Raw genomic sequence first — 14,491 nt, forward strand, 5'->3', positions numbered from 1 at the left:
CGGGTCAGCGGAGGAACTCGGGGATGTCGAGGTCGTCGTCGCTGTCGGCCTCGACCTCGAGCGGGTCGATCGGCGCGGTTGCGGCGAGAACGGGCGCGTGCCCCGCCTCAGGCGCCGAGTCGCCGGGCTGAGCGGTGACACGCTCTCCGGGGGCGGCGGGCACGAAGCTCGAGCGGCGGTCCTTCTGCACGGTCGTCGGCTCGCCGCCGTCGAACCCGGCCGCGATGACGGTGACGCGCACCTCGTCGCCGAGCGAGTCATCGATGACCGCGCCGAAGATGATGTTGGCCTCGGGGTGCACTGCCTCCTGCACGAGCTTCGCGGCGTCGTTGATCTCGAAGATGCCGAGATTCGAGCCGCCCTGGATCGACAGGAGCACGCCGTGGGCGCCGTCGATGCTCGCCTCCAGCAGCGGGCTCGCGACGGCGAGCTCGGCGGCCTTGATGGCGCGATCGGCTCCGCGGCTGGAGCCGATGCCCATGAGGGCGCTTCCCGCGCCCTGCATGACGCTCTTGACGTCGGCGAAGTCGAGGTTGATGAGACCGGGGGTCGTGATGAGGTCGGTGATGCCCTGGACGCCGGCGAGGAGCACCTGGTCGGCGGTCGCGAAGGCCTCGAGCATGCTGATGCCGCGGTCGGAGATCTCGAGCAGCCGGTCGTTGGGGACGACGATGAGCGTGTCGACCTCGTTCTTGAGGGCCGCGACGCCGTCCTCCGCCTGCGCCTGACGGCGCTTGCCCTCGAAGCTGAAGGGCTTCGTGACGACGCCGATCGTGAGCGCGCCGATCGACTTGGCGATGCGCGCGACGACGGGCGCGCCGCCCGTGCCGGTGCCGCCGCCCTCGCCCGCGGTGACGAAGACCATGTCGGCGCCCGCGAGGGCCTCCTCGATCTCCTCAGCGTGGTCCTCCGCCGCACGGCGGCCGACCTCGGGGTCGGCGCCCGCGCCGAGACCGCGCGTGAGCTCGCGCCCGACGTCGAGTTTGACGTCGGCGTCGCTCATGAGCAGCGCCTGCGCGTCGGTGTTGATGGCGATGAACTCCACCCCGCGCAGGCCGAGCTCGATCATGCGGTTCACCGCGTTGACACCGCCGCCGCCGATGCCGACGACCTTGATCACGGCGAGGTAGTTCTGGTTGCTGGTCACGTCCGGCCTCCGCGTCAAACCCTAAACCTCCAGTTGAGGTCTAAAGTTATGCTCAGTATGTACTCCTGAGACATGACGGTAGGGGCGCGAGGGGCGCAGCGCCCTCAAGCGCGCCGCGTGTCGGAGCGATTGCGCGCGAGACCCGCCCGCGCGACGGGGCGCGGCCGGGTCCGTGCCCTCAGAGCCGGCGGACGATGACGCTATCGGGCGCCGAGACGTCGAACTGCCACGACACCGCCGGGTCGTTCACGGCGATCGCGGCCTCGAGCACGCGCGTCTTGAACGCCGAGCGCTCCGCACTCCCCCACACGACCCGGTGGCCCAGGTCGCGGATCGTGAAGGCGACGTCGTCGCGCGTCGACGCGGTCACGACGTCGACCCGGGACGCGAGCTCGTCCGGCAGAGCATCGAGCACCTCCGCGACCGAGCGGAACGCCGCCTCGTCGGGGTCGGCCTCCCCCGCCCGGATGAGCGGCACGCCCGTCGGCCGCTCGGGCGACGACTCCACGACCACGCCGGCCGCATCGACCAGATCGAAGGCCTCGCCGCGCTCGACGGCGCCGATGGGTGCCCGCTCCACGATGCGCACGACGAGCGAGTGCGGCGGAACGACCTCGAGCGAGTACGACCGGATGAGGGCGAACTCCTCCAGATCGGAGCGGATGCCCCCCTCGTCGAGCAGCGCGAGCGGGGTGTCGCGGTGCCGGTCCAGCGCTCCGCCCACCGCTGCCGGGTCGAGACGCACCGTGCCGGTGACGCGGATGTCCGTGAGGGCCATGAGCGGCGACAGCGTGACGGCGACGACCGTCGCGAGCAGCGCCGTGAGCACCGCGACCGAGCCCCATGTGAGCAGTCGGCGCCGACGCGAACGGCGCGTGAACCTGCGCGCCTCGGCCCGCTCCGCGCGACGCGCGGCGCGCGCCGCCGAACGCTCCAGGTGGTCGGCGCGGCGGCGCGCCTGCTCGACGGGGTCGATCGAGCGGGCGGGGATCAGGCGAGGGCGCGACCCGCGGCGCGGGAGGGGGACGGGGCCGGTGGTCGACCCGTGCGCGGCGCCGTCCGGCTCGGGCGGCGAGGGGCGCGAGCGCGGCCGGGAGGGACGGGGGGTGCGCGCCTCGGGCGCGGCCGACGGGCTCGGCGGGGCGGCCGGGCCGGTCGCGCCGCCGCGACCCGCGGGCCGGGAGGCCGCGGAGCCGGAGCCCGAGGGCGAGCCCGACCCGGGCTGGCGCCCGCGATCGAAGCCCTCGGGGCGCTTCACCGGGCGGGCTCCTCGGCGGTGCCGGCGGGGGCATCCCCCGCACCGGCGCCGACGACGGCGCTCGCGTCGGCACTCGCAGAGACGATCGCCTCGTGCACGCTCGGGAGGATGCGGTAGACATCGCCGCACGAGAGCGTCATGACGATGTCGCCGGGGCGGGCGATCTCGGCGACGCGCACGGCGGCCGCGCTCCAGTCGGGGCGGTAGTCGACGCGCGCAGGGTCGCGGAAGGCGTCGGTCACGAGGGCGCCCGTGACGCCGGGGATCGGGTCCTCGCGCGCCCCGTAGACGTCGAGCACGACCGTGTGGTCGGCGAGCCGCTCGTAGACCGCGGCGAAGTCGCCCGCCATCGCCTGCGTGCGGCTGTACAGGTGCGGCTGGTGGATCGCGATCACGCGGTGGTCGCCGACGACCGAGCGCGCCGTCTGCAGCGCCGCCGCGACCTCGGTCGGGTGGTGCGCGTAGTCGTCGTAGAGGCGCACGCCCGCGGCCTCGCCGTGCGACTCGAAGCGGCGCAGGGTGCCGGCGAAGCCGTCGAGCGCGCCGACCGCGTCCGCGAGCGGGACGCCGAGGCCGACGAGCACCGCGACGACTCCCGCCGCGTTGAGCGCGTTGTGCCGGCCGGGCACGCCGAGCTGGCCGTGCGCCTCCGCGCCGTCGGCGGCGATCGTGAACGCGATCGGGCCGGTCTCGCTCACCGCGGTGAGGCGCACGTCGGCGTCGGCGGCCTCGCCGAAGGTGAGGATGCGCGGCGCGGCCCTGCGGGCGAGCAGGGCGCCGTGCAGCGCCCGCGTTCCGGCGTCGTCCGCCGAGAGCACGACGAGCTCGGTCGCCGCCGCCGCGAACTCCACGAAGGCCTCCGCGATCGCCTCGGCCGAGCCGTAGTGGTCGAGGTGGTCGGTGTCGATGTTGGTGATGAGCGCGATGGCGGTGTCGTAGAGGAGGAACGACCCGTCGGACTCGTCGGCCTCCACCACGAAGAGATCCCCCTCGCCCCAGGCCGAGGAGGTGTTCGCGCCCTGGATCACGGCGCCGTTCACGAAGGAGGGATCGCGGTCGAGGGCGCGCAGGGCCGTGACGAGCATCCCCGTCGACGTCGACTTGCCGTGGGCGCCCGCGACGGCCACCAGGCGCTCGCCGCGCACGAGCCAGGCGAGGGCCTGCGAGCGGTGCAGGACGGGCAGGCCGCGGCGCAGGGCCTCCTGGTACTCGGGGTTCTCGACCCACAGCGCGCCGGTCACGACGAGCGTGTCGGCGTCGCCCACGTGGGCGGCGTCGTGCCCGATCGCGACGGGGATGCCCAGCTCGCGCAGCGCCTTGACGGTCGCGGAGTCCGACCGGTCGCTCCCGGTCACGGCGACGCCCCGCTCGTGGAACAGGCGGGCGATGCCGCTCATGCCCGAGCCGCCGATTCCGACGAAGTGGAGGCGGCCGAGGTCATCGGGGAGGACGAGGCTGGGGTCGGGCTTGATCGTCATATCGCCGTTCACCCTACGGGGTCGACGAGGCCAGGGCCTCGCGCACGAGGGCGAGGAGAGCCGCGCTGCCGTCGCGCCGCCCGACCGACTGCGCCGCCGCCGCCATGCGCGCGATCTCGGCGCGCCCGGTCAGGAGCGGGACGAGCTCGCCCGTCACGAACGCGGGGGTGAAGGCGGCGTCGTCGACGAGTCGCGCACCGCCGGCGGCGACGAGCTCGCGCGCGTTGAGACGTTGCTCGCCGTTGCCGACCGGGTACGGGACGAGGATCGAGGGCAGCCCCACGGCGGCGAGCTCGCTCACCGTCGCCGAGCCCGAGCGGCACACGACGAGGTCGGCCGCGGCGAACGCGAGATCCATGCGGTCGCAGTACTCCATGACGCGGTAGCCCGGCAGGCCCGGGTCGGCGCCGCCGCGGTCGCGGCCCGTGATGTGGAGGACGTTCCAGCCCGAGCCGAGGAGGTGCGCGATCGACTCGCCGATCGTCTCGTTGAGCCGCTTCGCCCCCGTCGATCCGCCCGTGACCAGGAGCGTCGGCCTCTCGGGGTCGAGGCCGAAGTGCGCGACGGCCTGCGGGCGCAGAGCCACCCGGTCGAGCTCGACGATCTCGCGGCGCAGCGGCATGCCGACGACCCGCGCGCCCCGCAGCGGGGTGCCGGGGAAGGTCGTGCCGACGCGGCCGCCGAGCCAGCCGGCGAGCCGGTTGGCGATGCCCGGGCGGGCGTTCGCCTCGTGCGCCACGATCGGCACGCGCTCGAGACGTGCGGCGACGTACGCGGGGGCCGAGGCGTACCCGCCGAAGCCGACCACGACATCCGCCCCCCGCTCGCGGATGATCGCACGGGTCTGGTCGACGGCATCGCGGAAGGCGCGCGGGAACCGCAGCGCCGCCGCGTTCGGGCGGCGCGGGAAGGGCACGCGCGGGATGGTCAGGAGCTCGTAGCCGCGGGCGGGGACGAGGCGCTCCTCGAGGCCGCCGGCCGTGCCGAGGGCGAGGATGCCCACCTCGGGCTCGACCGCGCGCCAGTGGTCCGCGAGAGCGAGCAGGGGGTTCACGTGGCCGGCGGTGCCGCCGCCGGCGAGCAGCGCGGTCGTCACGGGCGCGGCCCCGGGTGCACGTCGCGGGCGAGGGAGAGCACGACGCCGATCGCGACCAGTGTCGCGACAAGTGCGGAGCCCCCGTAGGAGATGAGGGGAAGCGGCACGCCCAGAACGGGGAGCATGCCGAGGACGACGGCGACGTTGACGAAGGCCTGGCCGACGATCCAGACGAGAACGGCACCCGTCGCGATGCGGCGGAAGGGATCCGTGTGGGCGCGCATGAGCCGCACCATGCCGACCGCGAGCACGGCGAAGAGGAGGAGGACCAGCATCGTGCCGACGAGCCCGAGCTCCTCGCCGACGATCGCGAAGATGTAGTCGCTCTCGGCGTGCGGCAGCCACGACCACTTGAGCGCCGAGTTGCCGAGGCCGACCCCGAAGACGCCGCCGGAGCCGAGCGCCCACATGCCGTGCATGGGCTGCCAGCAGACGTCCTCGAGCTGCTCGGGCGTGCAGCCGTTGAGCCACGCGCTGATGCGATCGGAGCGCGAGGCGCCGGAGAGCGCGAAGAGCACCGCGCCACCTGCGCCCAGCGCGACGAGTCCGAGGATGTGACGCATGGGCGCGCCGGCGAAGAACAGGGCGGCGAGGACGATCGCGGCCATGATCGTGACGGTCCCGAGATCCTGACCGAGGAGCACCATCGCGATCGCGAACCCCGAGACGGGCAGAGCGGGGATGACGACGCTCCGCCAGTCGGTGAAGTGATCGGCGCGGCCAGCGAGGACGGTCGCGAGCCAGACGACGAGCGCGAGTTTGAGGAACTCGCTCGGCTGCGCGTTGAAGCCGGCGATGCTGATCCAGTTGCGATTGTTGCCGTACTCCAGACCGATGCCGGGCACGAACACGAGCAGCTGGAGCCCAAGCCCGAGCAGCACGGCATTGCGGGCCCAGCGCCGCCAGAAGATCGCGGGCAGCCGGGAGACCAGGAGCATGACCGGGATGCCGATCAGGGCAAAGAGACCCTGACGCAGGAAGATCCCGAAGAAGTCCCCTCCGCCCTTTCCGGACTGCACGAACGAGCTGGAGAGGACCATGACCAGCCCGAGCAGCACCAGGAAGATCGTCGTACCGAGCACGAGCATCCAGTCGGCGCTCTGCGCGGTGAACAGGCGGCGCACGGCGACGATCGCCGCCCCGCCGTGGGCGGGCGCGGAGGCGCCGGCCGAGCGGGCCGTGCGGTCCGTGCCGTGCGGCGGTCGCGTCGCGGTCACGCGATCCCCCTTCCCCCGGTCGTCGCCTCGGTCGGATTCAGCTCGGGTCGTGGTGCTCGCGCACCGCGGCCTGGAACCGACGGCCGCGGTCGGCGTAGTCGGCGAACTGGTCCATCGATGCCGCGGCGGGCGCGAGGAGCACGGTGTCGCCATCGTGCGCCGCAGCGGCCGCCAGTCGCACGGCGACCGGCATCACCTGCTCAGTGTCGTCGGCCTCGACCTCGAACACGGGGAGCTCCGGCGCGTGTCGCCCGAACGCCGCGAGGACCGCCGCGCGATCGACGCCGACGACGACCGCGGCGCGCAGGCGCTCGCGGTGCGTCTCCACGAGCGCGTCGATCTCCACGCCCTTGAGCAGCCCGCCGACGATCCACACGACCGAGCGGAAGGCGCTGAGCGCGGAGTTCGCCGCGTGGGGGTTGGTCGCCTTGGAGTCGTCGACCCACATGACGCCCCCCTCGTCTCGGACGATCTCGGTGCGGTGGTGGTCGACGCGGAAGGCGCGCAGCCCGTCGCGGACGGCGAGCGGCGGGGCCCCCGCGGCGCGCGCGAGCGCGGCGGCGGCGAGGGCGTTCGCGAGGCCGTGGGGTGTCGCGAGTCCCGCGATCCTCACGTCGGCGAGCGTGCCGAGCTCGAGGGCGGAGCGGTGACGGTCGTCGAGGAAGGCGCGGTCGACGAGGATGTCGTCGACCACGCCGACGTCGCTCGGGCCGGGCGTGTCGGTGCCGAAGCCGATCGCGCGAGCGCCGTCGACGACATCGGCCTCCTCGACCATCCGCATGGTCGCAGCGTCGGCGCGGTTGTAGACGCACGCGAGGAGGGTGTTGGCGTAGACCTTCGCCTTCGCGTCGCGGTACGCCTCGGCCGAGCCGTGCCAGTCGTAGTGATCCTCCGCGAGATTGAGGCACGCGGACGCGATCGGCCCGAGAGCACCCGGGCCCTCGGTCGGCAGCTGGTGCAGCTGGAAGCTCGAGAGCTCGACGACGAGCACGTCGAAGCCGGCGGGGTCGCGCACGGCGTCGAGCACCGGGATCCCGATGTTCCCGCAGGGCGCGGCGCGGATCCCCGCCTCCCTCAGCATGGTCGCCGTCAGCTGCGTCGTCGTGGTCTTGCCGTTCGTCCCCGTGATGAGCACCCACTGCGCGGCGGGCGCGATCTTGTCGCGCACGCGCCAGGCGAGCTCGATGTCGCCCCACATCGGGATCCCGTGCGCCTCGGCCCAGCGGAGGATCGCGTGATCGGGGCGGAAGCCCGGCGAGACGATGAGCAGCTCGGGCTCGAGGGCGGCGAGCCGCGGCAGGGCATCCTCATCGGAGCCCTCGAGCTCGATCAGCTCGACGCCGATGACGGGCAGGATGCGCGCGCGATCGTCATCGGGATTGCGTGCGGCGACCGCGACCTGCGCTCCGAGCTCGGCGAGGGTGTCGGCGGCGGCGAAGCCCGTGACGCCGAGGCCCAGCACGAGGACGCGGAGCCCGGACCAGTCGGCGTGCCAGCTGGTCAGGTCGTCGAGGCGGTTCACGGTTACTGGCTCACCCATTCGAGGTAGAAGAGGCCGACTCCGACCGCGACGAAGAGACCGGCGATGAGCCAGAAGCGCACGACGACGGTGACCTCGGCCCAGCCCTTGAGCTCGAAGTGGTGGTGCAGCGGGCTCATGAGGAAGATGCGCTTGCCCTTGGTGAGCTTGAAGTAGACCCGCTGAACGATGACCGAGCCCGTGACGATGAGGAACAGGCCGCCGATGAGGACGAGCAGGAGCTCGGTGCGCGTCACGATCGCGAGGCCGGCGATCGCGCCGCCGATCCCGAGCGACCCGGTGTCGCCCATGAACACCTGCGCGGGCGAGGTGTTCCACCAGAGGAAGCCGATGAGCGACGCGGCGATCGCGGCCGAGACGATCGCGATGTCGAGAGAGTCGGCGCGCACCTCGTAGCACTTGTAGGCGAGCTCGGGGTCGAGGTTGGGGTTGAAGCAGTTCTGGTTGAACTGCCAGAACGCGATGATGATGTACGACGCCACTGCGAGGATCGCCGAGCCGGTCGCGAGGCCATCGAGCCCGTCCGCGACGTTCACGGCGTTCGAGGTGCTCACGACGATGAGGTTGATCCACAGCACGAAGAGGACGATGCCGATCGCCCCGAGCGCGGCGAAATCGAGCCACGGGATGTCGCGGACTCCGGAGACCATCGTCGACGCGGCCGTCTGCCCGTCGGCGTCCGGGTACGAGATCGCGAGGATCGCGAAGCCGGAGGCGACGACGACCTGCCCGGCGACCTTCGCCCAGCCCGTCAGCCCGAGGCTGCGCTGATTGCGCACCTTCATGAAGTCGTCGATGAATCCGACGAGCCCGAGGCCCACCATGAGCAGCAGGACGAGCATCGCGCTCTGCGTGGGCGCCGTCTGATCGACGAGGTGGCCGAAGAAGTACCCGAGCACCGAGCCGAAGATGACGATGATGCCGCCCATCGTGGGCGTGCCGCGCTTGGTGTGGTGCGTCTGCGGACCGTCGTCGCGGATGAACTGGCCCCACTCCAGGCGCCGGAAGAGGCGGATGAACAGCGGCGTCAGCAGGAGGGTGAAGGCCAGCGAGAAGGCCCCCGACAGGAGCAGGGCTCTCATGCGGTCTCCTCCGTCAGGCGGGCGATCAGGGTGGCGAGCGGGGTGACTCCGGCGGCGCTCACGAGCACCGCGTCGCCCGGCGCGAGCCGGGCTCGGAGTTCATCGTAGGCCGCGTCGACGTCGTCGACGAGGAGCGACTCCCCGTCCCACGAGCCCTCGAGCCCGGCGGCGGTGCTCGTGTGGCGCGCGCCGTGGCCGACGACGATGAGCTGGCCGATGTCGAGGCGCACGACGAGCCGTCCGAGCTGGTCGTGGTCCTCGAACCAGTCGGCCTGCTCGCTCACGAGCTCGCCCACGACGGCGAACGAGCGGGCGACGCCGCGCGTGGCGTCGGCGAGCACCTTGAGCGAGCGCCTCACCTCCGTCGCGGTCGTCGCCCGCGTGTCGTCGATGATCGTGATGCCGTCGGAGGTGCGGGTGCGGCGGCATCGCCCGGGGATCTCCCCGACGCCCTCCCCCGCCCTCGCGGCCTCCTCGAGCGTCGCGCCCGCCTCGAGCGCGGCGCGGACCGCCTCGACGGCCGCGTCGACCGCGGCGTCGCCGAGCGCATCGAGACGCATGAGGGTCGAGCCCTGAGCGCCGCGGATCGTCACGACCGCGCCGTCGAGCCGGTGCTCGACGTCGTCGACCACGAGCGCGGCGGTCATCGCGTCGGCCAGCCGGCCTCGCGGAGGGCGGCGCGCGCCTCCTCGCGGGCGGAGTACTCGGTCCGCACCCCGCGGATGTCGCGGTAGTCCTGGTGCCCGGGCCCCGCCCACAGGATGGAGTCGCCCTCCTCCGCGAGGCCGACCGCGACGCGGATCGCCGCCTCGGGCGGGCTCACCTCGTGGATCTCAGGCTTATTGGTCGCGAGCGCGGCGCCCTCGATCAGGGTGGCGCGGATGGACGCCGGGTCCTCGAAGCGCGGGTGGTGGTCGGTGATGACGAGCACGTCGCAGCCCTCGGCGGCGACGCGCGCCATCTCGTGCCGCTTGGTGGCGTCGCGGTCGCCATCGGCGCCGAAGACCATGATCGTTCGGCCGGTCGTGAAGCTGCGCACGGCGCCGAGCGTCTGCTCGAACGCGTCGGCGCTGTGGCCGAAGTCGACGTAGACGCTCGGGCCGCGATCTCCTGAGACGCGCTCGGTGCGCCCGGGGAGGTACGCGTCGATGCCGGTCTCGCCGAGCGCCTGCCCGATGACGGCGAGGTCGAAGCCCGCCTCGACCATCATGACGAGCGCGAGCCCGGCGTTGGCGGCCATGTGCCACCCGATGAGCGGGACGCGCGTGGTGAGCGAGCGGCCGTCGGGGCCGGTCAGACGGAAGCCCGTGAACGCCGGCTCCTCCTCCGTGAGCTCGACGCGCCACTCGGCGTCGACCCCGGGCCGGGCCGAGATCGTGGTGACGGGGATGCGCGCCGACTCCACGACCCGCTCGCCGTAGGGCGAGTCGAGCGAGACGACGCCGCGCTTCGCGCGATCGGGCTGGAAGAGCGGGAGCTTCGCCTGGAAGTACTCCTCCATGTCCGCGTAGTCGTCGAGGTGGTCGTGGCTGAGGTTGGTGAAGCCCGCGACGTCGAAGACGATGCCGTCCACGCGGTGCCGGCTGAGGGCCTGCGCGCTGACCTCGACGGCGACGGCGCGGACCCCGGCCTCGCGCATGCGCGCCAGGAGCGCGTGCATCTCGCTCGCCTCGGGCGTCGTGAGGCGGCTCACGACGGTCAGCTCGCCGATCTTGCGCTCGGCGGTCGACGAGAGCCCCGTGACGAGATCGAGCTGACGGAGGATCCCGTCGAGCAGGTAGGCGGTCGAGGTCTTCCCGTTCGTGCCGGTCACGCCGAAGAGCAGCGGCGGCTCCTCGCGGGTCCGGTACACCCACGCCGCGAGCTCTCCGAGCGCGGCTCGCGGGTCGTCGACGACGAGGACGGGCACCTCGAGCCCCGACGCGAGCTCAGCCCCCGCGGCATCCGTCAGGATCGCGACGGCGCCCGCCTCGACGGCAGCCGGCGCGAACTCGGCCCCGTGGCGGTGCTGGCCGCGGATGCCGACGTACAGGTCGCCGGGCTGCAGGTCGCTCGTCGCGAGCGTGATCCCCATGACCTCGACGCCGTCGGTGCGGCCGTGCGCGACCTCGATGCCGAACTCCTCCACGAGTCCGCCGAGGGGACGAGCGGAGGGGTGCTCGGGCCGCAGGACGGGGGGGATGCGACCGGACAACACGACCTCTTTCTCGACCGGACCTACCACGTGAGGGGCGGGCTCTGCGCGGGCTGCGTCGAGGGCGGCACCCGGAATGTCTTGAGCACTTGCGTCATGATCGACCGGAAGGTGGGCGCCGCAGCAGCCGACGTCTTCATCGTATCGGGACGCGCGAGCGTGACGACGACCACGAACTGCGGATCATCGGCGGGCGCCATGCCGGCGAGCGACACGATGCGCTGGCCGCCGTAGCGCCCGTTCTCCGCGACCTCGGCGGTGCCGGTCTTCGCGGCGACGCGATAGCCGGGGATGCTCAGCTGCGAGGACAGGAATCCGTCGGTCACGACCGACTCCAGGATCGAGACGGTCGTGTCGGCGGCCTCCTGCGACAGGATGCGCTCGCCCTCGCCCGTCGGCTGCATGGTGACCGTGCCGTCGGTGTGCCGGCACCCCGCCACGAGGGTGAGCGGCATGTGCACGCCCCCGTTCGCGATCGCCTGGTAGGCGCTCGCGACCTGCGCGCTCGTCGCCGTCATGCCCTGGCCGAACATCTGGGTGAACGCGCTGTGGCCGTCGATCGACGCCGGGTCCTGGATGTCGCCGCCCTCCTCGCCGAGGAACCCGACCGCGGTCGGCTCGTCGAGCCCGTAGCGCTGGAGCATCTCGGCCCGCTGCTCGAGGCTCGTGCGCTCGACCACCATCGAGGTGCCGACGTTGGAGGAGTTCATGAGGATGCCCGCGGTCGTGAGCGGCAGGTCGCCGTGCGCCCAGGCATCCCCGATCGTGTAGTTGAGGATCGTCGCGTACCGGCCCGGCACCGTGAACTTCTCCGTCGGGGTCGTGACCCCTTCGTCGAGCAGCGCCGCGAAGGTCAGCGCCTTGATCGTCGAGCCGGGCTCGTAGGGCGCCGTGAAGCTGCGCGCGCCGAGGTTGTCGGCCGGCGTACCGTTGACGTCGTTGGGGTCGACGGTCGGCCAGTCGGCGGCCGCGACGACCGCGCCGTCGGCGACGCGCACGACGAAGGCCGTCGCCCAGTCGGCGCCGATCGCGCTCGCCTGCTCGGCGATCGCCTGCTGCGCGAACCACTGCACGTCGCGGTCGATCGTGAGCTCGAGCGTCCCGCCGTCGACGGGCTCCTGCTCGACGACCGTGGTGCCCGGGAGACGGACGCCGTCGGCGCCGCGCTCGTAGGTCGAGGTGCCGTCGGTCGCCGCGAGGCACGCGTCTGCCGAGAGCTCGAGTCCCGTCTGCGGGCCATCGGTCCCGAGGAAGCCCACGAGGTTGCCGGCGACCTGCCCGTTCGGGTAGGCCCGCGCCGGCTGCCGCTCGAAGTACACCCACGGGATGCGCAGCTCGCGCACGGCCTGATACACCTCGGTCTCGACGCCGCGCACGAGGTAGGCGAAGTCGTCCTCCGGGTCGGCGGCGAGCTCCGCATCGATGAGCGACTTCAGCTGCAGCGGATCCTGCCCGGTGAGCGCCGCGAGCTGCCCGAGGGCGTCCTCCACCGAGCGCGTCGTCCGCTCGCCCGTCGTCTCGTCGAGGATCGTCGAAGGGGCGACGAATCGCGGCGACACGGTGATGTCGTATCGGTAGACGGTGTCGGCGAGCACGACCCCGTTGCGATCGACGATGTCTCCACGCGCCCCCTGCAGCACCTGCGGGATCGATCGGCGGGCCTCCGACTGCTCGGCGAGCTCGCCCGCTCGGACGACCTGGATGTCGATGAGCCGGACGAGGAAGGCGAGGAGGACGGCGGCGACCAGGAGGACGGTGAGCGCCAGTCGGCGGCGAGTGCGTCGGACGGCGATCACGATGTCGGCCTCCCCCTTCGGTGCTGCGTCAGTTGGTCACGGGCGACGGGATCGTCGTCGGGGCGGCGGGCGCCGCCGGCGCGGCCGGCTGGACCGCGCCAGGCGCCGGTGCCGCGGGAGCGGTCGGACCCGTCGCGGCGATTCCGCCCGAGGCTACCGACCCCGGCGCCGACGGCCCGGGTGAAACGCCCGCGACCTCCCCTGTCGACGCCGGAGTCACCAGCGGCACATCGGCCAGCAGCACATTGCCGATCATGCTGTCGCGCCCGTCGAGCACTCCTGCTCCGGCGCCTGCCGCGACGGGCGCTCCGAGCACCGTCGCGTCGGCCAGCCGCAGATACGCGGGGCTGGCGTTGGCGACCATGCCGAGCGATTCGGCATTGGCCGCGAGGTTCTGCGGAGACCGCAGAGTGTCGAGGCTCTCGGTGAGCACCTGCGCGTTGCGATCGAGCTCCACGGCGCTGGCCTGCAGCGCGGCGATCCTGTAGGCGCCCTCCGAGAGCGCGATCGAGAGCAGGAGCTGGGCGAGAAGGATCGCGAACGCGCCGGCGGTCGCGACGATCGCGTACACGGCGCGCGGGCGGGATCGGCGCTGCTCTCGCGTCGTGACGACCTCCACGGGCCGCGGCGCCCGGCGGGGGCTCGGAGCCGCGGCCCGACGGGGGGTCGTGGGGGCGAGGACGGCGCTCATGCTGCGGCCGCGAGTCGCTCGGCCGCGCGGAGGCGGACGGGGATGGCGCGCGGGTTCACGGCGCGCTCCTGCTCGCTCGCGAGCTCGGCGCCGCGGACGAGCAGGCGGAAGCGTGGAGCATGCTCCGGCAGCTCCATCGGCAGCCCCGCGGGGGCGGTCGACCGCACACGGGAGGCGAGCTCGCGCTTGACGATGCGGTCCTCCAGCGACTGGTAGGCGAGGACGACGATGCGGCCGCCGACGGCGAGCACGTCGAGCGCGGCGGGGAGGGCGGCCTCGAGGGCGGAGAGCTCGGCGTTCACCTCGATGCGCAGCGCCTGGTAGACGCGCTTGGCAGGGTGGCCGGTCCGCTGCGCGGAGCGCGGCGTCGCATCGAAGATGATCTGGTTCAGGTCGGTGCTCCGCTCGATCGCGCGGGCGGCGCGCGCCTCGACGATCCGGCGGGCGTAGCGCGGCGCGAGCTTCTCCTCGCCGTACGCGTAGAAGATGCGGCGGAGCTCCTCCTCCGGGTAGCTCGCGAGGACCTCGGCGGCGGTGATGCCGGTCGTGCGGTCCATGCGCATGTCGAGCGGGGCGTCCTGCGCGTAGGCGAAGCCGCGCTCGGCCTCGTCGAGCTGCATCGAGGAGACTCCGAGATCGAAGAGCACGGCATCGACCTCGTCGATGCCGACCGAGGCCAGTGCCTGCTCGATGCCGTCGTAGACCGTGTGCATGGGGCGGAAGCGGTCGCCGAACCGCGCGAGGCGCGCGATCGACGCGGCCAGGGCATCCGTGTCTCGATCGAGTCCGACGACCGTGAGGCCGGGGAAGCGCTCGAGCGCCGCCTCGGTGTGGCCGCCGAGGCCGAGGGTCGCGTCGACCATGACGGCGCCCTCGCGCGAGAGCGCGGGACCGAGGAGCTCGAGCGTGCGCGCGAGGAGGACGGGAGTGTGTCGGTTCTCGATCATGTCGTTCCGGTGGATGAGCGCGGGGCCCGGATCCCCATCCGTCGA

The 14,491-nt window shown here is 72.9% G+C and carries 12 protein-coding genes; all 12 read right to left on the reverse strand.

The window, feature by feature from the left end; genetic code table 11:
* Positions 1-4 precede the first annotated feature (4 nt).
* Positions 5-1,147: a cell division protein FtsZ gene (gene ftsZ / locus ASG83_RS11660; RefSeq protein ID WP_055861560.1), complete on the reverse strand. Its 1,143-nt coding sequence runs from the start codon at positions 1,145-1,147 to the stop codon at positions 5-7.
* Between the two features lie 178 nt (positions 1,148-1,325).
* Positions 1,326-2,405 (reverse strand): FtsQ-type POTRA domain-containing protein, encoded by a 1,080-nt coding sequence (locus ASG83_RS11665; RefSeq protein WP_055861563.1) that lies wholly within the window; start codon positions 2,403-2,405, stop codon positions 1,326-1,328.
* The gene (gene murC, locus ASG83_RS11670) at positions 2,402-3,883 is read right to left on the reverse strand and encodes a UDP-N-acetylmuramate--L-alanine ligase (RefSeq protein WP_055861567.1); all 1,482 of its coding nucleotides are present in this window, start codon (positions 3,881-3,883) and stop codon (positions 2,402-2,404) included. The genes ASG83_RS11665 and murC overlap by 4 nt, the downstream gene beginning before the upstream one ends.
* 13 nt (positions 3,884-3,896) lie before the next feature.
* On the reverse strand, positions 3,897-4,979 hold the full coding sequence (gene murG, locus ASG83_RS11675) for an undecaprenyldiphospho-muramoylpentapeptide beta-N-acetylglucosaminyltransferase (protein WP_055861569.1): 1,083 nt from the start codon (positions 4,977-4,979) through the stop codon (positions 3,897-3,899).
* Positions 4,976-6,196 (reverse strand): putative lipid II flippase FtsW, encoded by a 1,221-nt coding sequence (ftsW, locus tag ASG83_RS11680; protein WP_055861572.1) that lies wholly within the window; start codon positions 6,194-6,196, stop codon positions 4,976-4,978. Before ftsW ends, murG begins: the two co-directional genes overlap by 4 nt.
* A 37-nt stretch (positions 6,197-6,233) precedes the next feature.
* A complete protein-coding gene (murD, locus tag ASG83_RS11685; RefSeq protein ID WP_055861575.1) occupies positions 6,234-7,736 on the reverse strand; it encodes a UDP-N-acetylmuramoyl-L-alanine--D-glutamate ligase in 1,503 nt (500 codons plus the stop codon).
* The gene (mraY, locus tag ASG83_RS11690) at positions 7,721-8,818 is read right to left on the reverse strand and encodes a phospho-N-acetylmuramoyl-pentapeptide-transferase (RefSeq protein ID WP_055861578.1); all 1,098 of its coding nucleotides are present in this window, start codon (positions 8,816-8,818) and stop codon (positions 7,721-7,723) included. The genes murD and mraY overlap by 16 nt, the downstream gene beginning before the upstream one ends.
* On the reverse strand, positions 8,815-9,465 hold the full coding sequence (locus tag ASG83_RS11695) for a glutamate ligase domain-containing protein (RefSeq protein ID WP_055861579.1): 651 nt from the start codon (positions 9,463-9,465) through the stop codon (positions 8,815-8,817). Before ASG83_RS11695 ends, mraY begins: the two co-directional genes overlap by 4 nt.
* On the reverse strand, positions 9,462-11,012 hold the full coding sequence (locus tag ASG83_RS11700; protein ID WP_055862155.1) for a Mur ligase family protein: 1,551 nt from the start codon (positions 11,010-11,012) through the stop codon (positions 9,462-9,464). The genes ASG83_RS11695 and ASG83_RS11700 overlap by 4 nt, the downstream gene beginning before the upstream one ends.
* Positions 11,013-11,035: 23 nt before the next feature.
* Positions 11,036-12,808, reverse strand: a complete 1,773-nt coding sequence (locus ASG83_RS11705; protein ID WP_055861582.1) for a penicillin-binding protein 2 — start codon at positions 12,806-12,808, stop codon at positions 11,036-11,038.
* A gap of 28 nt (positions 12,809-12,836) precedes the next feature.
* Positions 12,837-13,499 (reverse strand): hypothetical protein, encoded by a 663-nt coding sequence (locus ASG83_RS11710; protein WP_156376825.1) that lies wholly within the window; start codon positions 13,497-13,499, stop codon positions 12,837-12,839.
* Positions 13,496-14,446, reverse strand: a complete 951-nt coding sequence (gene rsmH, locus ASG83_RS11715) for a 16S rRNA (cytosine(1402)-N(4))-methyltransferase RsmH (protein ID WP_055861588.1) — start codon at positions 14,444-14,446, stop codon at positions 13,496-13,498. The genes ASG83_RS11710 and rsmH overlap by 4 nt, the downstream gene beginning before the upstream one ends.
* Positions 14,447-14,491 lie beyond the last annotated feature (45 nt).

The sequence above is a fragment of the Yonghaparkia sp. Soil809 genome (assembly GCF_001429705.1).
Taxonomy (GTDB): domain Bacteria; phylum Actinomycetota; class Actinomycetes; order Actinomycetales; family Microbacteriaceae; genus Microcella.